This is a genomic window from Chthoniobacterales bacterium (assembly GCA_035274845.1).
GTDB lineage: Bacteria > Verrucomicrobiota > Verrucomicrobiia > Chthoniobacterales > UBA10450 > AV80.
In genome coordinates this window covers 237,666-261,631 of sequence record DATENU010000024.1, presented here as the reverse complement: position 1 = coordinate 261,631, position 23,966 = coordinate 237,666, and the positions used below count along the sequence as shown (strand labels likewise).

The window sequence follows — 23,966 nt, the reverse complement described above, 5'->3', positions numbered from 1 at the left end:
CCAAGCTGAAAACCATGCCGGACGCGCTTACACCGATGATGCAGCAATACCAGCGGCTGCGCGCCTCGGTGCCGCCGGACACGCTCTTGCTCTTTCGGCTCGGGGATTTTTACGAGCTCTTTTTCGAGGACGCCAAGGAAGCGTCGGGGCTTTTGAATCTTGCGCTCACCCACCGGAACAGCGTGCCGATGTGCGGCATGCCTTATCATGCCGCCCAGGGCTACATCGCGAAATTGATTCAGGCGGGGCGCCGAGTCGCGATCTGCGATCAAACCAGCGAGCCGCGGCCGGGGAAAATCGTCACGCGCGAGATCACCCAGATCATCACCGCCGGAACAGTGAGCGAGCTGGATTTGTTGAAGGCGAACCGGCCGAATTATCTCGGCGCGGTTTATTTCCACGAGGGCCGGTTTGGTTTCGCCTATGCCGAGCTGAGCACCGGCGAGTTTCGCGTGACCGAAGCGAATAACATCAGCGCTTTGCTGGACGATCTGGCTCGGATTTCGCCCGCGGAAGTGCTGGTGAGCGAGCGGCAAATGGGTGAGTTCGGCGAGATCGCGCGCTCTCTGGCCTACGATGACTTCGCGTTCCTGACCGATCACGCCCGGTTCACGCTCTGCGAACATTTTCGGGTCAAATCACTCGATGGTTTTGGTTGCAGCGAGATGCCGGCGGCGATCGGTGCGGCGGGCGCAATCGTGCATTACCTAAAGCAGCAGCTGCGCCGGAAAGTCGATCACCTGGCGTCGCTGCGTTGTGACGCGCGGGACGATTATGTCCTGCTCGACGCCGCCACCCAGGCGAATCTCGAGCTGGTGGAATCGCGCGGGGCGCGAAACATGAGCCTGCTCGCCGCGCTGGACCGCACGGTCACGCCGATGGGCGGCCGGAAATTGCGAAGCTGGATTTTGCAGCCGTTGCGCGATCTCCACGAACTGGAGTGCCGGCAGCAATTGATCGCCGATTTGTTGCACGAAGCCGATCTTCTGGCAGGTCTGCGCGCCTGCTTGAAATCGATCCGGGACCTGGAGCGCGCCGCCGGCCGGTTGAGCCAGGCGTCGGGCAACGCGCGCGACCTGGTGGCGCTCAAAGTTTCGCTTCAGCAAATCCCGGAATTGAAGGGGGAGTTGCGGAAGCTGATCGATCGGACGGAATTTGGCAAGGAACCCCAGCCCGGCACTCTCTGCCGCCGGGTGTTTGACTCGCTCCAGGAGATGCCGGCGCTGACGGAAAAGCTGGCGGGAGCGCTGGTGGAGGACCCGCCCATGGTTTTGAAGGAGGGGGGAATATTTCGGGACGGATTCAACGCCGACCTCGACGAACTCCGGCAAGGCTCCCGGGAAGGGAAGAATTGGATCGCGCAATTGCAGGAGCGCGAGATTGCCGAGACCGGGATCAAATCGCTCAAGGTCCGGTTCAACTCGGTTTTTGGTTATTTCATCGAGATCACGAAATCGAACCTCGCAAACGTGCCGGGTCGTTATGTCCGCAAGCAAACCACCGTGGGCGGCGAGCGCTTCATCACCCCGGAGCTGAAGGAAATGGAGTCGAAGATTCTCGGTGCCGATGAAAAAGCGCGGCAACTCGAGTATCAGCTCTTCCAGACGGTCCGCGAAGAGACGCTCCGCGAACTGGAGCCGATCCAGAGCACGGCGGCGGCGATTGGCACGCTCGATGTCATTTGCTCGCTGGCAGAAACGGCGCGCCTCTACGGTTATTCCCGACCGGTGCTGAACGATTCGCTCCGGCTGGTTATCCGAGACGGGCGCCATCCGGTGCTCGACCAGAACCTGGCGGAGGAAAAATTCGTGCCTAACGACACTGATCTCGATGGCGAACGGATGCGCCTCGCCATCATCACGGGACCGAACATGGCCGGCAAATCGACCTACATTCGGCAGGTAGCCTTGATTGTGTTAATGGCGCAGATCGGCAGCTTCGTCCCGGCCTCGAGCGCGGAGATCGGCCTGGTCGATCGGGTTTTCACGCGCGTCGGCGCGAGCGACGATCTTTCCCGGGGCCAATCGACCTTCATGGTGGAAATGAACGAGACGGCGAACATCGTCAACAACGCGACGGAACGCAGCCTGGTGATCCTGGATGAGATTGGCCGGGGCACCTCAACCTTCGACGGACTCTCGATCGCCTGGAGCGTGGCCGAATTCCTCCACGACAGAATCAAGGCGCGCACGCTCTTCGCAACCCATTACCATGAGCTGACGAAGCTGGCCGGAGAACGCAAGGGAGTGGCGAACTTCAACGTGGCCGTGCGGGAATGGAACGAGCAGATCATTTTCCTGCGCAAGATCATTCCGGGTGGCGCGGACAAGAGTTACGGCATCCATGTCGCGCGTTTGGCCGGGGTGCCGAAGGAGATTCTCGATCGCGCCAAGGACATTCTCTCGCACCTCGAAAAACCGAACGGCGCCGCGGAAGAACCCAAGCCGAGAAAAGGAAAACGCAGCAAGAAGGTAGTTGTTGCGCCGGTTAAACCGCAGATGGATTTGTTTTAGGACATGGATTGACCGCACTCCTCCCCTCAGATGACATGCCCCCCAGAAGCGAGAACGAACTGACCGAACCATTGCGCAGTCACTGGCGAAAAGCGTTGGCGGCGATCGAGCTGCGCAATTCGGGTTACGCGATTTCCCTGTTGCGGGAAATTCTGAAAGAAGAGCCGGAATTTCTCCAGGGCCGCCAGCTTTTGCGTCGCACGGCGATCACCCGGCAGAAAGCGGGGAAGAAGTCCTTCTTCAACACCTCTTTTCTTTCCGTGATGAAAGCGCGGCGGGAGCTGCGGAAAGATCCGAAGCGGGCCATTGAAATGATCGAAGATCTCCTGGAGAACGAACCGTATCATCGCCAGGCCAATCTGGCTTTAAAGGAAGCGGCGATGGCCGCCGGCTGGCCGCGGCTGGGGGTTTTCGCCTTGCAGACGCTGCTGGAGGACGAACCGCGCGATACCAAGCTCCTGCACGAGCTGGGCCGACTTTATCACGAGCTGGGAGAGAGCGATACCGAAGCGAAGATCTATAATCGGATCGCGGAGATCGATCCCGCCGATGGGGAGGCGGCACGGCTGGGAAGAGACGCCGCCGCCCAGGGTTCGATGAAAACGGGCGGATGGGGCGCAACACCCACGTCCAAAAGCGGTCAAAGACGCGAAGTGTAGGTGCCGGATAACCGGCGCTAACTACCAGATCACACTTATGAAAAAACCAACAAAATCACTCTCAAGCCTGGTGCTCATCGCAGCCGGTTGCGCGCTTTGCCTCGGCCCGGCGGCGCAGGCCGCGAAGGAGCCGCCTAAAACGGACCAGTCAAAACCGACTGCCAGCCCCTCTGCGGCAGCCGGCCCCAGCGCCAAGGACAAGTCCTTCATGAAAGAGGCTGCGAAGGGCGGCATGATGGAAGTCGACATGGGCAAGATGGCCCAGCAAAAGGGCAAAAGCCCCGAAGTAAAGAAAATCGGCACCACCATGGTGACCGATCACACCAAGGCGAACAACGAATTGATGGCGATCGCCAAGAAGAAGGGCGTCGATCTTTCGAAAGAAAAATCGAAATCGCATTCGATGAACGACGCGAACTTCGACAAGGAATACATCGACATGATGGTGAAGGACCACGAGAAAGACCTGGCCGCGTTTCAGGCCGAAGCCAAGGACGGGACCGACGCGGACGTGAAAGCATTCGCTTCGAAAACGTCGTCGGTGATCAAGAAGCACCTCGACATGGTCAAGGCTGCGCAGGCGAAAATGAAATAATTCGGAGGAACTCTGCAAGCGACGCGGCGCCTACCTGGCGCCGCGTTTCTTTTATCAGGCCTCTTTTGGCTGGTCCGGAGCGGAGACCAGCAGGCGGAGTTTCACTTCGATCGCTTCGTCGGCGGGGACCGCTGGCAAAGCGGGCAGAATCAACTGGGGATCGATGCCGGTGACCTTGAGTCGCAAATACTCCGGGTGAGCGATCGGTTGCGCATCACCGGCAAGGGCGATCGTTTTGAAACTCTCCGGATCGGCTGCGCGAAACAGGGACGCGGTTTTGGTGGCCACTTCAATGGAAGCCACGTCTATCACCGTCAGGTCGCTCATGAAATCGATCCGGAGCGGCGCCGCTCCCGCGCCCGGCGGCAGGAGGATTGAAACTTCCTTCCAGGCTTCATGCCCGATTCTGGCGGTGACGGAATTGGCCTCGCTGTGGCTGCCATCGTGGGAATGAAAAATTTGGATAATCGTCTCCGGCGCCCGAGCAGGAGGCGGGACGAGGCGCTTCAGAAAGGAGTGGATTTGCCAACGCAGCCTGGTCCCGAAAGGCCGTTCCGGCTTCCGCGCGATCAGGACCGAGTCGTGCCACTTGTTGCTCTCCGAATCGTAGTCGGGCAAGTCTCCCCATTGGGTTTGGACATCCACGACTTCAAGGCCGGCATAGCGCGCCACAGCCGAAAAACCGTCGGCAAAGATCCGCCAGCAATCTCGGGAGAAACGATGTTCGGGACCGCAGGAGGGGGCGATGATGCAACACATCCCGTTGGGTTTCAGGACGCGCGCGATTTCGAGCATCGTTTCCCAAAAGAATTCCGTGTGCTCGAACGTTTGCCCGGAAACGACGACGTCGATCGAGTCGGAACCGAGCTCGCGCCAGTGGTAGGGATCGCGCAGAACGATATCGACATTCTCTCCCGGAACGAGATCGACCCCGAGGTAACGCCAGGGCGGAGCGGCGAAGAGCTGGCGATAGGAGCCATTCAGGTCGGCACTGCCGAGGTCGATAACCGTGAGCGGCTCGTGGCGGCGGGGCTCCAGGTACCGGCTCCGAAATTCTGCCATGCTATCGAAGGAATGCCGATGCATCGTGCTGCCCAATAAACTCGTCCACGCCATTTAACAATCGCGGGCGGCTCCCGATGATTCTGAAGGAGGGTCCGCGCCCAGCAAGGGATTTTTGCGAATCGTTAGACAGGCAGGCCTGTTTAGTCCTCTATTGAGCGGTTCAACCACGCGCTTTTCCTGATGTTCGAGACGTTGCCGAGCCTGCTCGCGTTCCAGCCGAAATTTTATTCCGGCGGGCCGGTTCGTTTTCATCTCCCGTTGCTCTACGACCTCATCGCGACCTTGAAACCGGGAAGGGTGGTGACCTTAGGATTTGGCGACGGCCAGGCCTTTTTCACCTTTTGCCAGGCTGTCACGGAACTGGGACTGGATGGCGAATGCGTGGCCGTCCGGCGCGAGCGGGACGGCGAGGCGGAGACTGACGATACTGCCTGGGAAAAAGGGAAGGATGATGGGCAGGAAGTTTACGGCGAGTGCGCTCGCTACTTCGGTTCCGCGAGCGCGGCCCTCGCGGAGCTGGCGGAGGGGAGCGTCAATCTTCTGCTGCTGGATGATTGCGACTCGGGGGCGGAAATCCGAGCCGATTTGGCCGCCTGGGCTTCCAAGCTGGCTCCAGAGGCAATCGTGTTGCTGCACGGCGCCGGCCTCGAGCGGGTTGATAGCCCGAAAACGGCTTGGACGGAATGGACCGCCCAGCGAGTGAGCACGGAGTTTCCAGCCGGTCTCGGGCTCGGCTTGGCCCGACAATCACCGCCCGATTCTTCCGCCCCGTTTCTATTGAAACAGCTTTTTGGATCTTCCGAAGAGGCAAGGGATCTGGGCGCCATTTACGCGCTGGCCGCGGCTCGCATTGACGCGCTGGGGCGCGCCGAGCAGGCGGAAAAAACCACTGCCACCCTCCAGGTTCGGCAAATCTGGCTCGATTCGCTCCTCGCGGACCGCGGGAAAGTCCAGACGATCATGGACCATCAGGGCCGCTCGATTGCGGCGCTCGAACAGGCCCAGGCGGAACTCCAGGATCATTTCGAAAATCTGCGCCGTGATCGCGCGAAGGCTCAGCTTGTCATGGACGGCCAGCAGGAGCAGCTCCGGAACTGGGTTGCGGAAGCGGAGAAGCTGAAAAGCCAAATCGAAAAACTCAAAACCCAGGTCAAGGACCAGAAGCAGATCCTCAACGCCGCGAAGATTGCCTGTCGGAGGGGAGGGAAATGTTTTCAGGTGCAGGGTGGACCGAAGGTCCGCAAATCTTTTGGGGAAAGGGTCGTCCGCGAACTCAAGCGTCTTCCGCGCAGTTTCCGGATTTCTCGCCCGCCAAAGGCAGTCCCGGATTCCAAAGAAGCTGCGGCGCCGGCCGCGTCCCGCCAGCCGGTCGACCGATATGCGGCCTGGATCAGCGAACACGAGCCGGACGAAACGGCCCTCGAGCGGCAGCGCCAGAGTTCGGGAGAATTTTCAACGCGCCTCAAGATCAGTCTGCTGACCCCGGTCCATAACACTCCGGCAAATTATCTGGAGGAGATGTTCCAGTCCGTCGCAGCTCAAACCTATGGCAATTGGGAGATATGCGTGATCGACGGCGGCTCGGATCGCCCGGAAACAATCGAGACGTTGCGGCGCTGGGAAGCAAGCGAGGCACGGATTCGGATCGAGCGATTGACGGAGAATCTCGGCATCGCGGAGAACACCAACCGCGCTTTGCAAATGGCGAGCGGCGATCTGGTGGCATGCGTCGACCATGACGATCTCCTGGCCCCTTTTGCCTTGTTTGAGTTGGCGCGGGCTGCCCTGGAATTCGAACAGGCCGATATTTTTTACAGCGACGAAGACCGCCTGAGCGCGAAAGGAAAACGGCACGCGCCCTTTTTCAAGCCGGAGTGGAGCCCTGAACTTCTCCTGGCCTCGATGTATATCGGGCATCTGACCGCTTACCGCCGTTCCCTGGCCCTGGAGCTGGGCGGATTCCGGAAGGAATTCGATATGTCGCAGGACTACGACTTTGCCTTGCGGGCAACGGAGCGCGCGAAATCGATTCGGCACATTCCACATGTTCTTTACCACTGGCGCGAGCACGCGGCTTCCGGGTCGACGGGGGGCAAACCCGGAGCGCGCCAGACCAATCTGGCCGCTTTAGGGGAAGCGATGCGCCGGCGTAATCTTCCCGCTGAGATCATCGAATACCCGACCGCGAATCGAGCGCGCTTGAAGGTCGCAAACTGGCCGCGCGTGTCGATCATTGTGCCGACGGATTCGCCGATGCGCGCGCAGGCGTGTTTGCGCGATCTGCCGCAGGCAACGAAATATCCCGACCTCGAGATCATCCTGGTGACCAACTCCAAGCTGGCCGAGCCGCTCCGGTTCCTGGAAGGGGAGAACGTTATCTTTCGCTTTGTGCCCTATGACACCCCCTTTAACTTCTCCGACAAATGCAATCTGGGCGCGGAAGCGGCCACTGGGACGCGGTTGATTTTTTTCAACGACGATGTCGAGAGCATCCAGCCCGACTGGATTCAAAACCTGATCGAGCCGCTCGAGAATCCTGAGGTGGGAGCCGTTGCGCCCAAGCTGGTTTATGAGACCGGCCAAATTCAACACGCCGGCCTGGTCACCGGCGTCCGCGGATTGATCGGAACGGCTTTTCACCAGCGCGCGGCGGATTCGACCGAGCATGTCAATTTCGCGCAATCGCTGCGCGACGTCTCCGCGCTCTCGGCGGCCTGCCTGGCGATGCGGCGGAGCGATTTTTTCCAGGTCGGCGGCTTCGATGCGGCCAACACGCCCATCGCGCATTCCGACGTTGACCTGTGTTTCAAGGTGCGCGAGGCCGGGTTGCGCTGTGTTTACACGCCATACGCCACCTTGCGCCATCTCGGCCACGTCTCGATCGGTGCGACGGAAACAAAAAGTCGCCCCCGCAAGGCCGACAAGGCGACGACATTTTTGCTGAAACGCTGGGGCAGCTACGTCACTCATGATCCCTATTTCACGGACAATATGCGGGACTGGCTGCATCTCGATTCCCCGACGCCGATCCGAATGCATGCCGTCCAGCCCGCCGCACCAATTGATGCTTCGCCCGATCTCCTTTTTGTCTCGCACGACCTGACCTTGAGCGGCGCGCCCCTGTTGCTCCTGCACCTCGCTCGGTGGTGCTCGCGTAACGGGATGTTTGTCACGGTGATGGCCCCGACGGATGGGCCGTTGCGCGAAAAATACGAGAACGCGGGTATTCCGCTGATCATTGATCCGCTCTGCGAAACCGGACACGAATCGTTCGGCAAATTCGCGCGCGATTTCGATTGTGTCCTGACGAATACGGTCCGGACCGAGGGCGCGGTCCGGGCCGCGCATAAGGCGAACGTGCCGGTCATTTGGTGGGTGCACGAAACCCGGGTGGGCGAACATTACCTGCGCGAAGAAGCGAAACTGCGCTCGGCCTTGCCAATGGCCGACGCTATCCTCGCGCCGACGGAACGGACCGCCAGCGTGTACCGGCCGTGTACTGAATCACCGGTGGTCTGTTCGCCGTACGGAATTCCCGATGTTCGTGGTGAGAGTGATGGGGGATGGAACGAATCACCGCCGGACATTCTCCGCTTTCTGCTCCTGGGCAGCATCGAACCGCGGAAGGGTCAGGATATCTTTCTGGAAGCCATTTCGCTCCTGCCCGAGTGGGTGCAAAAGGTGACGGAATTTCGCCTGATCGGTCGGGTAATGGATTCGGAATTCGGCTCTCGCATCGAGAAGTCAGCGGCTCGACTGCCAAATGTGGTGATCGAGGCGGAAAGCGATCACGCCGCCGCATTGGAGGCGATTCAACGTTGCCACGTCCTGGTTTGTTCATCGCGGGACGAGGCCCTGCCGGTGACGATTCTCGAGGCGTTGTCCTTCGGCAAAGCGGTGATCTCAGCGAGGGTCGGCGGAATTGGCGAAGTGCTGACCGAGGCGAAGGACGCGATTCTCGTTAAACCCGAAGATCCCAAAGCCCTGGCGAACGCGATCCAGCGAATCGTCGGCAAGCCGGAATTGGCCCGCCAGCTCGGGGAGGCTGGTCGCGCTACCTTCGAAGAAAAACTTTCGGAGGAACGGTTTGGCGCCGATTTCCGCGAGCTGGTCGCCGAAGTCATCCGTACCAAGACGTGAACCGTAACACGTCAGGCTCGCGCCCGTCGGTTTTGTTGGTGAGCCATGAAACGACCCTGACCGGCGCTCCGATCCAACTGCTGCACCTGGCTCGTTCGCTCCATGCCGACGGATGGAGACTGACGGTTGTCGCGCCAGAGAAAGGGCCGATTTCCGATCTCCTGGGCGACGTCCCGGTCGTGATTCAGCCTGGCATGCTGGATGATTCCGGACAAGGAAGCCTCCGCGAGTTGGTCGCGGAATTCGACGTCGTGGTGGCCAACACGATTGTCAGCTGGAACGCGGTCCGGGCCGCGCGGGCGGAGAACAAGCCCGTAATCTGGTATCTGCACGAGACTCTCGTGGCCGTGCGCCTGATTCGAGAGATTCCCGAAATCGCGCCCATGCTGCATCTGGCGACGTTGCTGGTGACGCCAACAGAACGGACCGCCCGTGTCTTCCAAGGCCTGACGAACACCCCGGTGGAGGTGGTGCCTTATGGAATTCCGGATCCCCTGGGCGTGATTCCCCCGAAACCGCAGGGGGAAGGGACGAGGTTCGTCACCCTCGCGAGCATCGAGCCGCGCAAAGGGCAGGACGTGCTCGTCGAGGCGATCCGTAAACTTCCGGGTGATGTCGCGGCGCAAGCGAATTTCAAACTAATCGGGCGTTTTCTCGAACAGCCGTTTGCGGACGAAGTGAAAGAGGCTGCCGCCGGGACGAATAACATTGAGTTTACTGGCGAATGCGATCATGAGACGTCGCTCGCCGCCCTGGCGAAAGCCGACGTCCTGGTCTGCCCATCGCGCGACGAGACCATGCCGATCACGATCCTGGAAGCGATGGGCTTGGGTAAAGGCGTGGTCAGCACAGACGTCGGCGGTATCAGCGAGTGGCTGCGCGACGGAAGCAATGGGCTTCTTGTTCCCCCGAACGATCCAACGGCTCTCGCTCACGCCATTGAACGGTTGGTGACGGATGGCGAATTGTTGAATCGGATCGGCGCCGCGGGCCTGCGGACTTTTCGACGCCACTTTAGGCTGGAACGGCTGGCGATCCGGTTCGGCGAGCTGTTCAGAGACGTTTGTCGGTCGAGGCCTTTGGACGATCCCAGCATCGCAACCGGTTACGAAGAATGGCTCCGCCAATTTGGCGACATCGACAGGGTGCGTCTCCGGCGCGCTTTGCGGCGTCTCCCGCGGAAGCCTCGGATTTCCGTGATCCTCCCGGTCTACAATCCGCCCATGCAGTTTCTGAAAGCAGCCATCGACTCCGTCCGCCGGCAGATCTATGAGAATTGGGAGCTGTGCATTGCGGACGACGCTTCGACGGATACCGGAGTGCGCCCCTTCCTGGAGGCCGTTGCCCGCGAAGAGAGCCGGATCAGGATCACGTTCCGCGAGCGCAATGGTCATATCTCGGCCTGCTCGAATTCAGCTATCGGGCTCGCTACGGGCGACTGGTGCGCCCTGCTCGATCAGGACGACGAAATGGCGGAGCACGCCCTGGCCACGGTGGCGCTGGAGATCGATCGCCATCCGGACGCCGGATTGGTTTTCTCCGATGAAGACAAAATCGATGAGAACGGCGTCCGCTCGAATCCATTCTTCAAGCCGGACTGGAATCCCGAACTTTTTCTGGGCCAGAATTACATTAACCACCTGGGGGTGTATCGCGCCGATCTCTTGCGCGAGATCGGCGGGTTCCGGGAGGGATTCGAAGGCTCGCAGGATTACGATCTCGCGCTTCGTTGTGTGGCGAGACTGCGCCCCGAACAGGTGCGGCATATTCCGCGCATTCTTTATCACTGGCGAATGGTCACCGGCAGCCTGGCGGCCGTTCCCGACGCGAAACCGTACGCGAAAGAAGCCGCGCGCCGCGCGATCGCGGACTACTGCAAACGCCGCCAGATGCCCGGCACCGTGGTGCCATGCCCTGAAAACACGGAGTCCCACCGTTTCATTCACGCGGTGCCCACGCCCGCGCCGCTCGCTTCCATCATCATCCCGACGCGCGACCGGCTGGAATTATTGGAGCGCTGTGTGGAAAGCATCCGGGCGCGGACCGATTACCAGCCCTACGAAATTATCATCGTCGATAACGGATCGGTCGAGGAACGGACTTTCGCCTTTTTCCGCCGTGCTCAGAGCGAGGGCCTTGTCCGAGTCGTAGTCGACGCCGGTCCATTTAACTACAGCCGCCTCAACAATCACGCAGCGGCTGAGGCGCGGGGAGACATCCTGGTCTTGCTGAACAACGACACCGAAATCGACGAGCCGGGATGGCTCACGGAAATGGTCAGTCATGCCGCCCGGAAAGAAGTCGGCGCAGTCGGCGCGCGGCTCTGGTATCCGGACGGGACCCTGCAACACGGCGGAGTTATTCTTGGTCTCGGCGGAGTGGCCGGGCACGCGTTCCCTCGTATTCCCCGCGGACATCCGGGATATTTCAATCGCGCCTGGCTCCGGCAAAATTGCTCGGCCGTGACCGGCGCCTGCATGGCGGTCCGCAAAGCAGTTTTCGAAGAACTGGGCGGGTTCGATGAGCAAAATCTTAGCGTCACGTTCAATGACATCGATTTTTGCCTGCGCCTGACCGAACGGGGCTATTGGGTTGTGTGGACGCCGTACACGAACCTCATTCATCACGAATCGGCCTCGCGCGGGCACCAGCGCACGCTGGAAGAACAGGCGCTCTTTCTCAAGGAAGCAGGCTACGTCCAGCGCGTCTGGCCCAAGCGGTTGATCCGCGATCCGTTTTATAATCCGAATCTCTCGCTGAATCTCCCCGGGTTCGAAATCGCGTTTCCTCCGCGGGTGCCGGATTTCTCGTCCGAGGAGCGACTCGCGGTTCCTGCGATGCCGCCTCCGCCGGGCGTGAAGGAGGAGACCCTTGCTTTCTCGGATTAAACTTCAAACCTGAACCTGATGCGGAAGACGAAAATCATCTGCACGATCGGTCCGGCCACGGAGAAGACCGAGACGCTGCGGCAATTGCTCCAGGAGGGCGCGGATGTTTTTCGCCTGAACATGAGCCATGCGAAGCATCCCTGGGTGCGCGAGATCGTTCCGCGGATCCGGAAAATCGCGGCGGAAATTTCGCGGCCGGTGGCAATCCTTCTCGATACCCAGGGACCGGCGATTCGGACGGGCGACCTGAAGACAGAGCTCAATTTGAAACCGGGCGATATTCTCGAATTCACCGTCCGCGGCGCGCGGAGCGAGGAAAAATATTCGGTCGACGTGAACTACGAAGGGCTCGTCAACGACATCTCCGTCGGCGACATCGTTTTGGTCGACAACGGCGTCATGCGGCTCCTGGTTCTGGGAAAAAAGCGGAACCGGATTCGCTGCAAGGTGCTAACGCAGGGCGTGCTCGGCTCACGCCGGCATATCAATCTGCCTGGAGTCCACGTGAACCTGCCGCCCTTGACTGATAAGGACCGCGCCGACATCGCGCTGGGTGTGGAGCTGAAGGTCGATTTCGTCGCGCTCAGCTTTGCCCGGAAGAAAAGTGATCTCCAGGAGCTGCGCCGGGTGCTGAAGAAGGCGAAGAGTTCCGCCCAAATTGTGGCGAAAATCGAAGACCAGTCCGCCGTTCGCCACATAACCCAAATGATCGAAGCGGCCGACGTCGTCATGATCGCGCGGGGCGATCTGGGGATCGAATGTCCGATGGAAGAGCTCCCGATCATCCAGCGTAAAATCGTGAAGCGCTGCCTGCGGATCGGCAAGCCGGTGATCGTGGCGACGCACATGCTGGAGTCGATGATCGAGAATCCAATGCCGACGCGGGCCGAGATTACGGATGTGGCCAACGCCGTCTTCGAACAGGCCGACGCCATCATGTTGAGCGGAGAAACTTCCACGGGCCGTTACCCGATCGAGTGTGTGAAGGTGTTCGACCGCGTGGCGCGCCGGATCGAGCGCAGCGGCGGAGCGGGCTACGGCCAGGACGCGATGTTGGAGGACAACCGGCAGAAAACGGTGGCGTCCGCCGTCGTGCTGGCCAATTCGCTGAGCCGATCCAAAATTGTCGTGTTCACCCACCACGGAACCATGGCGCGTTACGCTTCGAATTTGCGGCCGGCCACGGCGCCGATCTTTGCCTTCACCTGCAGCGAAACCGTTTTTCGCCAGATCGTGATTCTTTGGGGAACACACCCCGTCATGCTCGACTTTGCCGAAAACCCGAACGACACGATTGAGGCGGCGATCGCCTACCTGCGAAAACAGAAGCTCACCGAGCCCGGCGACCATCTCATTGTCCTGAGCGACATGCTCGGCGGGCGCGACAAAGTGGATTCAGTGCAGCTGCGGACGGTCGAATAATTGGTAGGGACGGCGCGCTGCGCCGTCCGAAATGATTCTGCAACCACACGCCGCGGACACCGCAGCGCGGTGTCCCTACCAAAACAAAAACGCGCGGAAGATTGCTCCCGCGCGTTTTTGAGACTCCTTCTAAACTGTTGTTACGCTTCGACCGGCAGCTCCACGTCGACCGGGCGCTCTTTCTTGCTGAGCGCGCGGCGAAGCTTTGAGAGCGCGATGTTCTGGAGCTGGCGAATCCGTTCGCGGGTGACCCCAAACTTCTTGCCGACTTCCTCGAGCGTCTTCGGCTTGCCGCCATCGAGCCCGAAGCGCGAGAAAATGATTTTCCGTTCACGATCGTCGAGCACGTCCAGCAAACCGCCGACCTCGTTGCGAAGGTTCTTGTCGCGGAGCAACTCGAACGGCGTCTGGGCCTCTTCGTCGCCCACGATTTCGCCGAACTCGGTCGAATCGTCATCGCTGATCGGCGCGTCGAGGGACGCGGGCCGGATCGAGACTGTCTTGAGCTGGGAAACTTTCCCGCTCGCGATGCCGATTTCTTCGCCGAGCTCGTCGTCGGTCGGTTCGCGGCCAAGCTCCTCGCTCATCTGGAGCGAAACCCGGCGCATCTTGGAAATCTTGTCCACCAAATGGACCGGCAACCGGATCGTCTTGCTCTGGTTTGCCAGGGCGCGCTTGATCGACTGCTTGATCCACCAGGCGGCGTAGGTGCTCAGTTTTCCGCCCTTGGCGGGATCGAAACGCTCGACCGCCTTCATCAGGCCGATGTTGCCTTCGGAAATCAGGTCGAGAAGCGGCAGGCCAAGGTTTGCGTAATCGTGGGCGATCTTGACGACCAAACGCAAATTGGAGCGAATCATGAGGGCGCGCGCTTCGCGGTCGCCCTTCTTGATCTTCGCGGCGAGCTCGATCTCCTGGTCGGGAGTGAGGAGGGGGATTTGCCCGATCTCACGCAGGTAAATCTTTATTCCAGTATCGCTATCTTCAGCAGCCATATAACTTTTCATGAACAGGGTAAAGGGGACACGCGAGCCGAATTCCCGTTGTTCCACTTGGGGAAGGCGTGTCGATTTCTCGTTTTAGCATTTTCCAAAGTAGTTAACAACGTTAAATATTAAATATCGCATTACTGACAGCCTTTGGATGCGTCTTGTTCAATAATAGTGAAACCCCTCTGTAACGAGCTTGTTTGATAGCTTTTACGAATTTTTTACAAAAGCGGAATCGCGACCGCAAGAATCCCCCGCGATTGTCCTTTTTAAGATGCGAAAAACCAGGGCGGATCGGCGTGAGAATTGAGGCGTTTGGGCGTTACCGCGCCCGCCCCTGTCCCGATGACGCAACATGCCCCGGGTTCTGTCGTTGTCTGCTGCTGCGGGCAATTCAAGACGGCAAGCGCCGCCGATCGTCGTAAGCGCCGGGGCGACGCTGGTCCGCGCAGGCGTCGATTGACCTTTTCTCGGGGCAGGGTTTCTGCCACTTTTCGGCTCCCCCCATGCTGGCCAAGATTTATTCTGCCGCGGTCTATGGCGTTGATGCCTACGAAGTTGAAATTGAGGTTAACGGCGGACGCGGCGAAATAAAAATCATCATCGTCGGCCTGCCTGACACGGCGGTGAAGGAAAGTCGGGATCGGGTGACGACTGCGATCCAAAACAGCGGCTATTATTGGCCGCGCGGCCGGACCACGATCAACCTCGCCCCGGCCGACATTAAGAAAGAAGGGCCGAGTTTCGACCTGCCGATTGCACTGGGCATGATCGCAGTGGCTGAGGAAATCACCGGCAATCCATTCGAGAAATTCAGCTTCGTTGGCGAGCTGGCGCTCGATGGCGGCGTCCGGGCCGTGAAAGGCGTGTTGCCGGTGGCGCTCGAGGCGCGGCGGCAAAAAAAGGAAGCGATCTTCGTCCCCGCAGCCAACGCGCACGAAGCCGCGATGGTGGAGGGTATCACGGTGTACGGCGTCCATAATCTGCGCGAAACCTTCCAGTTCATCCGGGGCGAATCGCTGATCGCGCCGACTTACGGAGATCTCAGTTCCTTTTTCGCCACCCACAAAAACTACGAGGTCGATTTCGCCGACGTGAAAGGGCAGGGGCACGTGAAGCGCGCCATCGAAGTGGCCGTTTCCGGCGGTCATAACCTGTTGATGATCGGCCCGCCTGGCTCCGGCAAATCGATGTTATCGAAACGAATCGCCACCATCATGCCGCCGATGTCGCTCGAGGAAGCGATCGAAAGCACGAAGATCCACAGCATCGCGGGAATGCTGAACGGCGAGCAGGCATTTGTTTCCACCCGGCCCTTTCGCTCGCCGCATCACACCATCTCGGATGTGGGTCTTCTCGGCGGCTCCGCCATTCCCGCGCCTGGCGAAGTCAGCCTCGCCCACCACGGCGTGCTCTTTCTCGACGAGCTGCCGGAGTTCAAACGCTCGACCCTCGAAGTGATGCGCCAGCCGCTCGAAGACGGACGCCAACGACCATCACTCTTAGCGCCGCGCATTACCCGCCAGCGTGCTTAGCCGCCGCCAAGGCTCTTCCCCGTCTTCTTGGAGCGCTCTCGTTTCGCTTTGTCTCCAAAGGATAGCGATCTGGTAGAGCGTTTTCCCACGCCGATCGCGATTGGCCGACAAGAGGCGGGTGCGAGAATGTGTCAAAAATGTCATAATTAAAGTCTTGCTTACAATTCAACTATAGTGCTTTCTATTATCGTGAATGTTCATATTTTCCGATCCCTGGAATTTTTAGACGTGCCGATTCGTTTCGGAATCGCCGAGCGACGGGGAAAGTACTTCGCGATCGAGATTTATGGAAACCCGTCAGATGAGCACTCAGCCCGTATCGCTTGCGAAAAACTTTATCGAAACCGCGCGGCCAAAATCAAGTGCCGCAAATTGCACACACCATAGAAAGAAAGAAATGACGATTGATACCGCAACCCGCGTCACCGTCGTTCCAATCGCACTCCCGACCTGGCAAGACGAGGCCCTGATAATTTTGGTCCTATTGCCAGCTGACTCCGTAAACGCCGAGACGCGGCCCTCCCCGACGTTAGAACGGGGCAACGATTGGTCCGGGATGGGGATGACTGACTGATTACCCTCGCGGCACGGATCGCGTTGCCTCGCAACACGTCACCGGCGGTGGCGCGATTGCCATAGGCCGGGTAAGCACGTGACGCTCAAGAGAATGATCGCTCCAGACGGTTTGAGTGATAACCGTGCCGCCTCGACCACACCAACCTCAGCTTCTACAACCTCTGCGCCACGATGAATATGGACGATGGTCGTGCCGCTTCGGGAGCAAGATCCGGATGCTTCTCGATCAATTGCGCCGGCGCTTGAGGTTCGATGACCTGCCGAATCGCCAGACCTACGTTTAATATCTCGTCGAAATAACAACTGAGGGTAAAATGATGGCGACCTACGGTAACCCATTTGCCATTTACCATGCGCAATCGTCGTCGCACCGTCGCGCCATTGTTGAAATAGTTTCCCAAGGGGTCGAGTTCGCGAGCCCATTGCGACTTGCTTTCAAATAGTGGTTCGCAGGGGTGCGGTATCTGTAAGAGTAGCCGTCCGCCAGGTTTCAATATATGAGCAGTCTCGCGCAACGTGAGGTTCAATTCTTCACGGGATTCAAGGCAGCAATATCCGAAAATTGACAAAACCAAATCTGCCGAGGTAGGGGCGATCGCGCCTGCAAGGTGCCTCATGTCGGCTCTGACATACAGAACGTTGCGAACTCCGGCCGAACATCGCTCGGCTTCAGATATCATTTCTTGTGAGATGTCTAGTCCGATGGCCGTTTTCACATGCGGGCTTGCAAGACGGCAAATGTTGCCAGTGCCGCAGCCGATATCGACGACAATGCCGTTGGAAGCGAAATCCCGTATCTTCCTGACGAGAAAGGGCCATGTGATGAGATCGTCTCTGACTTCGGGAGTATCTCGCGACCAATCTTTGGCCGCGTCGTCGTACAGGCGATGGAGATCCACTTCCTCGGAAGAAGTTCGTATCCGTTTCTCTGTCGCAGTGATGCTAATGTTTGTAGGAGTTGCCTTCAAAATCTAAAAGGAGAAAAATTGGTCCCGCGGTCGTAGATGTCTATACCCTCAATACGCTTCAGGTACCCGACAATTGCGTAGGTAAGTGGAGTTGCCACGGTTTCGTAGACAACTTTGAAGACGTAAACGCTGAGGGAAAGCTTAAGGAGCACCGGGAAGGGCATCATGCTTGAGAAAGCAATGAGAACAAAGGCGGCGGTATCGAACGCTTGCCCCGCCAGGGTCGAGCCTATTGTTCGTGTCCATAGATGCTTGCCTTCGGTGAATATCTTTAGTTTCGCCATTACAAAGGAGTTCACGAACTCTCCCACCCAGTAGCCCACGATGCTGCCGAGGACGACCCGCGGTACTATTCCAAGGATCTTCTCGTAAGCCTCTTGATTCAGCCACCCTGCCGCTGGCGGCAGTTTCTCAACAACCCAAAACGTGACGGCCATCAAGACGGCGGAAAAAAACCCAATCCAAATGGTTCGGCGGGTTCGGGCATAACCGTAAACCTCGGTCAAGATGTCACCGAAGATGTAACTGAATGGAAATATTATGATCGCCCCAGGAAACTGGAACGGTCCGAACGAAAACAATTTCGCGCTAGCCACCTGTGAAATGAGATATACCGCCACAAATAACATCGACACTACGTCGTAAAGCTTAAACGTTTTGTCCTTCAGAGTAGGGGCGTTGGCGCGTTCCATTGTTTTCGGACCTCGGTTAGATCATTCGGCGACAAACTTAGACTGTTTTGGTTCCGGATATATTCGTCGCAACGGACTCAGGGAGATATCATGTTCGCGGCGAAGCGAATCCCTCCACCTGCGGAGCATTTCGAACAAACGTGAGGCCTCAGAAGCATGCATGGCATAAAACTTCTCGGCCCGACCTTCGTGGAGCTTTGTCCCACAACCGTACCGCGGGCGTTTGTCCTTAAGATATAACGCAAAGCTTGAGATGAAAAAATCCGGAGGCACGATAGTGCACTCGAGTCGGCTCTTGAGGAGCGTTTCATCAACTCCCGCTTCGGATAACCGATAAACCAAGTTTAAGAACGGTGTCTTGTCTTCCGTAAAGTACCGATAGGCTATCGCTCGGCTCCCAACGATATTGTTGTAGACGACCTCGAACCAAGCATCGTCGGGGTCCAAAATGTAACGGGCATAGACCCAAAGCTCGTCGAATTCGAAACGTTCCTGAATATCCAATTCCTCTTTGGCCGACCGATCGGCCTCGTGACCGGCGGCTTCCAAAAACCGATCCGAATCAGGCGGCCATATTTCCAGTTTTTGAATTAGGTACCACACTTGGCCGCGAGTTAGCGTTGGCTCTGCCTTCCCTCGACGGTCAGTCTCCAAGAGCGCGATGAAACTGTGGCTTAGGCCCTTGTCTGGGTTTGCCAGGTCTCGCTGCGTCAGGTCAGCTTCGGTACGCTTGCTGACGAGCATCTCCGCGAAAGCTGAGCGCTTGCGAGTTTGTTTATTGCGTACTTTGGGCATGTGAAATGACCAGCCTGTATCATAATTCATTAGCAGTGCTTACGCAATGTCAAAAAAGTCCTAGAAATCATCCCAAAGACGTGGATGTGGCCTCCCGAAAAGGCCTTTGCTTAGGCCGAAGCCTGCGGCCCGATGTTAAGGGTGCGACGCTGGCGATAGTGTCGGGATCGTTGGGTGTTGTAGACCCGAAAGCAATCGGGGCAGAGCAACCGACCCTTGCGAAATGAATCGTTTGGCAAGATCGCAAGGCACTTGGAGCACTGCTTGTGACTCTCTGGGATTTCGGGTGTGATGCGGAACGGTTTTTCCAGATTGATGATCCGTCCCATTTCTTTTGCGTGCTCGTCCGTGCTTCCGACGAGGCTCGGAGTGAAGCGAAACGCCGTTATTGTGTCGTGGCGGAAGAACACCTCGGAAAAGATTTGCTCCAGCACCGTCTTTTGCTCGCGGGCATTCTGAAGGCGCTGGAAGCCGAGCGCGCCTTTGATTACCAGCCGTGCAAATCCTTCAAGGGTCATCGGCCGGCATTCCGGCGGCGAGCTGGCGGCGCGAAGCCGGTCCATCTCGTCGCGAACCTTCATTCGTTCACGTTTCAATTCCGCGATGGAGATCGCGTCCGAAGAGCACATTCGGATGAGTTTGTGCTCTTGTTTTTCGAGCTTCGCGATCAATTCTTGCACTCCTCCGCGTTTTGGGAACGGACGGATTACATCTGACGAGAGCTTGATCGATCTTCTGATGAGTCCCGTCAACAACTCCGGATCGGTGAGAACGCTGGTCGCAAACGCGACGAGCAGTGCGTTGAGTTTTTTGGAATTCGTCCACGAATTGGTGCAACGCGGCAGGGTTCCCTTTTTGCCGGGATGCTGGCTGCGGCAGCAGTACCATAGCAGCGGCATCCCTGTAACCTTATCCTTCTTGCCGTTTCCACTAATATAGAGCGCCTGGCCGCAGCAACCGCATCTCCCGTAGGTCGTGCAGAGGTGAACGCGCTTTTCCTTCGGCAGAGTTGCGACGTGGTTGAGTCGCAACTCTTCCAATATTCGCTGCACGCGTTGAAAGCGATCGGGCGGGACCGCTGGCTGTGCGATGACGCGTATTTCGAGAATCTCTTCGGGAAGTAACCGAATTTTGGGTCGATAGGTTTTGCGGCCATCACGGCCAACGCGTTTCACGTTCGGATCGCGCTTGGTGTCATACCGGCGGATGCCGATGTAGATTGGGTTAGTGAGAATATAGCGTATGCCGGTGCGCTGAAAGCCCGTGGCGCGGGCAACGGACGAGAGGTTGGTGTTTCCCAAATCTACCAGTTCAAAAGCCTTCTGGACGCGCCAGATATCCTTCACGTCGTAACGGAATTTGTGCTTCCGTCTGCTGTAGCGCACTGCGAATGGGAGCGTTTTTCCCCCTGATGCCAATTTCCCTTCGAGCCTCAAGGCTGCCTTGCTGTCGGAAATCTTCTGCACGTTATCGAGACGTTCGTCCGCGGCAAACAGGAGAGGGATCGCAGTAGCAAAACTCGAAAAATCGATCTCCGTGCCGTCCGCGATGATCGGGACACGATATTTTCCGAGGCAATCCAGGCAACCGAGACTCTCCCAAGAGTCAACACGCATCAGCCGACTTGCCTCGCTCACAATAATCGCCTGAATGGCGCCGGTCCTAACCAAGTTCATGAGCGCTTGGAACTCCGGAGCGTGCGCAACCACACTAGCGCCGCTTACCGCGATGACTTCGAAAGAGGCCACTAATTCGTAGCCACGTGTCGCAATGATGCGATCCGTTTGAGCGTATTGCCTCTGCAGACCGGCATGCCCGTCCTTTGCTTGCTCATCCGTACTCACCCTCACCCAGCGTGCGACACGCAACGGCGGAGCAGGTGTCAGTGCGATTGGGTTGGCTGTTGCACGCTGGGTGATCATGATTCTAAAAAAGCAGGCGCAGCCAAATCGCCGCAATTTTCTGCCAACGGGGTCACGGCGTTCGCAGATGGTAGCGCGCTCGAAACGACTATCGCCATCGCCGCCGCCGTTTCCCAATCCTGACGCGAGATCGCGTCGCACAGCCGACGAACCGATTCGTGCAGCCCTTTCACTTGCAGTTCCTCCGCATGGGCGACGGCGAGTAGCCGTTCCACGACAGCCGGGAGAGGTTCGGCGATTCGCGAAGAGGGCGTAGCTCTAATCTTACCGCTCACGGCTGCTCCGGTCTTTCCCGCGTTTGCACGTCGTTGGAGGGGCGCGAGCCGCCCCGGTCCAAGGGTTTGGGCTCGGTAGTGAGTGTGATGATAGGGTTCTTGCCGTGTCGGCGATCTGTTTTGATCAAACCGGCACGCTCCAACGTGCCCAGAGCGCGATATCCTGCCTTGCGAGCCACGCCGAACCGTTTGACGATGGCGGCGGTCAATTTGAACTGTGCGTGCTTTCTCCGGCCGTGCTCAAACCAGATGGCGACACCAACATGGAGGGCTTTGCCCGGTAAACAGGCGGCAACGCTGAGCCACGACAGCGGAATAGGGCCTTTCAAGAATTCGCCCTGCCTGCGGGCACCCAAAGCGGTCGAACTCCGCCGGGTGGAGATCGGTGATTCGTCTCGGCCACGGTAGTGGGAAAGGTCAAAAACTTTTCGATCCATAAGAAGAGTTATGAAAAGAGGAGCCGGGTGTTTCCCGGCGACACACTCGGTGTCCCGTTGCGACCCACCGCGGCATCGGGCGCGACCTGATCCAGAATGCCCAGGACTTTTTCCCACATCGCTGCCGCGCTGGTCGGAAAGCGATCAGGATAGCGGGTGATTTTGGCCTCGATCCGCAGAGGAAACCCTGCCAGCACGAGTTCGCTCGCCCGGCGCATTGCCGACCGGCAAAGCTCGACGTGAACATCAATGTCGTCCGCGTCGGCTTCGATCAAGAGCGCATCGTGCAGGGGAGCGCAGATTGCGACCCGGGCTTCAGACGCCAGGATGCAGGCAACGCGGAGCATCTCCGCGCCGTTCGCCTGCGCCAAAAAATTGCCAGTCGACCGCGGATTCGTGTCGTCGTTGACACGCACGCGCCATCCGAAAGAGGCCTGCAACTGCCCGTTAAGGGTCGCTTGATCCTGCACGCTCTGAGTCCATCTCCAGTACGCGGGATACGTCGTGCGGTGCGTGTCGATCAACGCACGCGCGTGCGCGATAGAAAGCTTGGTCCGACGCGCGAGGGTCTCCGCTCCCATGGCGTACTGCATCCCGAGCACGCAGGTCTTGAACAGCGTGCGAGCCGCCCTGTGGCTTTTGGCGGTCGCGTCTTCGGGAGCAGCGCCGGCACTCTTCGCAAACGCAAGGTACGGATCGCCCGTGCAGTATGCCGCTTGCATGCCGATGTCTCCGGAGAGCGCAGCCGAAATTCCAAATTCCTGATTTGAAAAATCACAGTAGGCGAGGGCCTTCCCTGCAGGTGGGCGAATCAGGCCGCGTACCCACTTCGCCGGACCGAAAATGAATTGACTCGACTTCGGCTGATTGCGCCCGGTTTTCGCGCGAAAGGGAGAGAGTAACGTGCGGTTCCTGCCGTCTGGGCCGACGGGCAAGCTATCAATCCGCAATTTACTGAGAGTCGCGCGCAGCTCCTTCATCGGCGCGACTTCTGGATACGACCGGGCAACATCCCGAAACGTGTCGAAGTCTAGCGCCATCGCGCCGCTAGCAAGCCGAGGCCACTCAATTCCACGCGTACGCAGCCATTCCTCCCACCTACGAGTCCTGAATGAGCCCCGGTCGAAGACGCCGTAGTCGCGGTCAACGCTCGAAATCAGCAAGCCGCGGATTTCCGCCCAATTTTCCCGGAGTTGGCCGACCAGGTCCGCGTCGACCGGAATTCCGTGATGCTCCATCATAGCGACCACGTTCACGTAGCGACCGCGGATCAAGGCGCGCGGAAGGTCAATCTTATCCCGCATTACGCCAAAAAGCCGCAAGGTCGCCTCGACATCCCGCTCGCAATATCGGAGGAGGTCGCGTTTCTCCTCTGCGGTGAACGGGCCGCCGCGGACCGCCAGTTTGCGCATCTCGGTTTTTCCCGCTGCGTCCACTGCGTCGATTCCGAAATACCGCAGGGCATCGACCAACGCATAACCGCCGTCCCAGTGCGACCCGCACGTCAGGAGTCGGAATTCCGCGTAAAGGTCGATGTGGTTGGCGGGTAGCGGCATTCCCAAGGCCAAACGGCATCCAGCCTCGGCAGAGCCAAAAAACGTGACTGTCAGGGCCTGATCGCTAGATAAAAAATGTGGGCTCGCTGGCTCGGTCGACCACGCCGAGCCGGCGACCCACTGGTGGATTACACGATTGCTGCGAAGCTCACGGGCGACGATACAGTGCGGTATAGGACGGCAGCCCGGAGCCTGCGCGAACTCACTGTCCTCGACCCAGATTTCAGGGAAAGCCGCGAACACCGAATCCACCTTATTCGCCGCGCAGCTGGCGAAGCACGGGATGATCAGCCGTGTCGATCACGCGACCGCGAAACGCGAGATCGACCAGTTCCTCGAACGACAACGCTGGCCAGACCGGCTCCCGATTCTGGTTAACGGCGGCGATGAGTTCGTACGCTCGGAGTTCCGAGTTCGCCTTAAGGCGAATCCAACGCTTTTCTGCGATTTCCGCCGCGTCGTGAGCGCTACGCGTCCACGAATTATCGGTCGACATTTTCAGTGGCCAGATAAACGGCGTGCTGCCGAGTGTCACCGCCGTCACCAGCATGCGCGTCGAAAACGTCGCTTCCTCGAGCAGCGCCTCGCAAAGAGCCCCGACAACAAGATACGCTTCAGGTTCCATTGCGCCGACCTCGACAATGCCGGCCAGCATTCGGTAATTCTGCGCCGGGTTGACGCGGAAAAACGCGGTCTTCGTCGGTTTCCCTACGCGCACGGTTGTCATGATTCTCTCGGTTTGACCCTCGCCGAGTCCTTCTTGGGGGATCCGGAATTTCGCGAGGTCTATCTTCCCGAACTCTCCGATGGGTAAGGGTTGATCTTGATCCTTCGTGAGATGACGTTCGGCGTTTTCTTCCATCGTGTTTTCCATTGAGTTTCCCTTTCGTTTGTTGTTGTGGGGCTCGAATGAAGGCCTCCTTTGCGAGCATGCGAACG

17 protein-coding genes are annotated in these 23,966 nt (G+C 58.7%); 7 read left to right on the top strand and 10 right to left on the bottom strand.

Annotated elements, in window-relative coordinates; translation table 11 throughout:
* Positions 1-14: 14 nt before the first annotated feature.
* The 3 genes from mutS to VJU77_19075 are packed head-to-tail and all read left to right on the top strand — an operon-like array spanning position 15 to position 3,767.
* Complete coding sequence (gene mutS / locus VJU77_19085) at positions 15-2,513, top strand: DNA mismatch repair protein MutS (protein HKP05462.1); 2,499 nt, start codon at positions 15-17, stop codon at positions 2,511-2,513.
* Positions 2,514-2,548: 35 nt separating this feature from the next.
* A complete protein-coding gene (locus VJU77_19080) occupies positions 2,549-3,172 on the top strand; it encodes a hypothetical protein (GenBank protein HKP05461.1) in 624 nt (207 codons plus the stop codon).
* A gap of 37 nt (positions 3,173-3,209) precedes the next feature.
* A complete protein-coding gene (locus VJU77_19075; protein ID HKP05460.1) occupies positions 3,210-3,767 on the top strand; it encodes a DUF4142 domain-containing protein in 558 nt (185 codons plus the stop codon).
* Positions 3,768-3,821: 54 nt separating this feature from the next.
* On the opposite strand, the gene VJU77_19070 is transcribed toward VJU77_19075, so the two are convergent.
* Positions 3,822-4,883 (bottom strand): methyltransferase domain-containing protein, encoded by a 1,062-nt coding sequence (locus tag VJU77_19070; protein ID HKP05459.1) that lies wholly within the window; start codon positions 4,881-4,883, stop codon positions 3,822-3,824.
* A gap of 129 nt (positions 4,884-5,012) precedes the next feature.
* Between VJU77_19070 and VJU77_19065 the strand changes: the two genes are divergently transcribed.
* From VJU77_19065 to pyk, 3 genes are read left to right on the top strand one after another with little or no spacing between them, the layout of a single operon-like run.
* Positions 5,013-8,972 carry a glycosyltransferase gene (locus VJU77_19065; protein HKP05458.1) on the top strand — a complete coding sequence of 1,320 codons (3,960 nt, stop codon included), beginning with the start codon at positions 5,013-5,015 and terminating at the stop codon, positions 8,970-8,972.
* A gap of 38 nt (positions 8,973-9,010) precedes the next feature.
* Positions 9,011-11,860 carry a glycosyltransferase gene (locus tag VJU77_19060; GenBank protein ID HKP05457.1) on the top strand — a complete coding sequence of 950 codons (2,850 nt, stop codon included), beginning with the start codon at positions 9,011-9,013 and terminating at the stop codon, positions 11,858-11,860.
* A gap of 18 nt (positions 11,861-11,878) precedes the next feature.
* Complete coding sequence (gene pyk / locus VJU77_19055; protein ID HKP05456.1) at positions 11,879-13,282, top strand: pyruvate kinase; 1,404 nt, start codon at positions 11,879-11,881, stop codon at positions 13,280-13,282.
* Positions 13,283-13,422: 140 nt separating this feature from the next.
* On the opposite strand, the gene VJU77_19050 is transcribed toward pyk, so the two are convergent.
* Positions 13,423-14,277 carry an RNA polymerase sigma factor RpoD/SigA gene (locus VJU77_19050; GenBank protein HKP05455.1) on the bottom strand — a complete coding sequence of 285 codons (855 nt, stop codon included), beginning with the start codon at positions 14,275-14,277 and terminating at the stop codon, positions 13,423-13,425.
* A gap of 500 nt (positions 14,278-14,777) precedes the next feature.
* On the opposite strand from VJU77_19050, the gene VJU77_19045 reads away from it, so the two are divergent.
* Positions 14,778-15,806: a YifB family Mg chelatase-like AAA ATPase gene (locus VJU77_19045; GenBank protein HKP05454.1), complete on the top strand. Its 1,029-nt coding sequence runs from the start codon at positions 14,778-14,780 to the stop codon at positions 15,804-15,806.
* Positions 15,807-16,534: 728 nt separating this feature from the next.
* Here the strand turns inward: VJU77_19045 and VJU77_19040 are convergent.
* From VJU77_19040 to VJU77_19005, 8 genes are all read right to left on the bottom strand, one after another.
* Positions 16,535-17,281: a class I SAM-dependent methyltransferase gene (locus tag VJU77_19040; protein HKP05453.1), complete on the bottom strand. Its 747-nt coding sequence runs from the start codon at positions 17,279-17,281 to the stop codon at positions 16,535-16,537.
* Between the two features lie 65 nt (positions 17,282-17,346).
* Complete coding sequence (locus VJU77_19035; GenBank protein ID HKP05452.1) at positions 17,347-18,042, bottom strand: queuosine precursor transporter; 696 nt, start codon at positions 18,040-18,042, stop codon at positions 17,347-17,349.
* Positions 18,043-18,063: 21 nt separating this feature from the next.
* Positions 18,064-18,867, bottom strand: a complete 804-nt coding sequence (locus tag VJU77_19030) for a hypothetical protein (protein HKP05451.1) — start codon at positions 18,865-18,867, stop codon at positions 18,064-18,066.
* Between the two features lie 80 nt (positions 18,868-18,947).
* The gene (locus VJU77_19025) at positions 18,948-20,453 is read right to left on the bottom strand and encodes a recombinase family protein (protein HKP05450.1); all 1,506 of its coding nucleotides are present in this window, start codon (positions 20,451-20,453) and stop codon (positions 18,948-18,950) included.
* 302 nt (positions 20,454-20,755) lie between these two features.
* On the bottom strand, positions 20,756-20,974 hold the full coding sequence (locus VJU77_19020; GenBank protein ID HKP05449.1) for a hypothetical protein: 219 nt from the start codon (positions 20,972-20,974) through the stop codon (positions 20,756-20,758).
* 56 nt (positions 20,975-21,030) lie between these two features.
* Entirely contained in the window at positions 21,031-21,471 is a 441-nt protein-coding gene (locus tag VJU77_19015; GenBank protein HKP05448.1) for a hypothetical protein, read from the bottom strand.
* Positions 21,472-21,479: 8 nt separating this feature from the next.
* A complete protein-coding gene (locus tag VJU77_19010) occupies positions 21,480-23,027 on the bottom strand; it encodes a DNA polymerase (protein ID HKP05447.1) in 1,548 nt (515 codons plus the stop codon).
* Between the two features lie 253 nt (positions 23,028-23,280).
* The gene (locus VJU77_19005) at positions 23,281-23,901 is read right to left on the bottom strand and encodes a hypothetical protein (protein HKP05446.1); all 621 of its coding nucleotides are present in this window, start codon (positions 23,899-23,901) and stop codon (positions 23,281-23,283) included.
* Between the last annotated feature and the right edge of the window lie 65 nt (positions 23,902-23,966).

Excerpts from the sequence above, each read along its gene's own strand:
- VJU77_19065 (HKP05458.1), top strand. The coding sequence starts at position 5,013 with ATGTTCGAGACGTTGCCGAGCCTGCTCGCGTTCCAGCCGAAATTTTAT.
- VJU77_19005 (HKP05446.1), bottom strand. The coding sequence starts at position 23,901 with ATGGAAAACACGATGGAAGAAAACGCCGAACGTCATCTCACGAAGGAT.
- VJU77_19030 (HKP05451.1), bottom strand. The coding sequence starts at position 18,867 with ATGAATTATGATACAGGCTGGTCATTTCACATGCCCAAAGTACGCAAT.
- VJU77_19070 (HKP05459.1), bottom strand. The coding sequence starts at position 4,883 with ATGGCGTGGACGAGTTTATTGGGCAGCACGATGCATCGGCATTCCTTC.
- mutS (HKP05462.1), top strand. The coding sequence starts at position 15 with ATGCCGGACGCGCTTACACCGATGATGCAGCAATACCAGCGGCTGCGC.
- VJU77_19025 (HKP05450.1), bottom strand. The coding sequence starts at position 20,453 with ATGCGTGTTGACTCTTGGGAGAGTCTCGGTTGCCTGGATTGCCTCGGA.
- VJU77_19035 (HKP05452.1), bottom strand. The coding sequence starts at position 18,042 with ATGGAACGCGCCAACGCCCCTACTCTGAAGGACAAAACGTTTAAGCTT.
- VJU77_19045 (HKP05454.1), top strand. The coding sequence starts at position 14,778 with ATGCTGGCCAAGATTTATTCTGCCGCGGTCTATGGCGTTGATGCCTAC.
- VJU77_19080 (HKP05461.1), top strand. The coding sequence starts at position 2,549 with ATGCCCCCCAGAAGCGAGAACGAACTGACCGAACCATTGCGCAGTCAC.
- VJU77_19015 (HKP05448.1), bottom strand. The coding sequence starts at position 21,471 with ATGGATCGAAAAGTTTTTGACCTTTCCCACTACCGTGGCCGAGACGAA.
- VJU77_19050 (HKP05455.1), bottom strand. The coding sequence starts at position 14,277 with ATGGCTGCTGAAGATAGCGATACTGGAATAAAGATTTACCTGCGTGAG.
- pyk (HKP05456.1), top strand. The coding sequence starts at position 11,879 with ATGCGGAAGACGAAAATCATCTGCACGATCGGTCCGGCCACGGAGAAG.
- VJU77_19075 (HKP05460.1), top strand. The coding sequence starts at position 3,210 with ATGAAAAAACCAACAAAATCACTCTCAAGCCTGGTGCTCATCGCAGCC.
- VJU77_19010 (HKP05447.1), bottom strand. The coding sequence starts at position 23,027 with ATGCCGCTACCCGCCAACCACATCGACCTTTACGCGGAATTCCGACTC.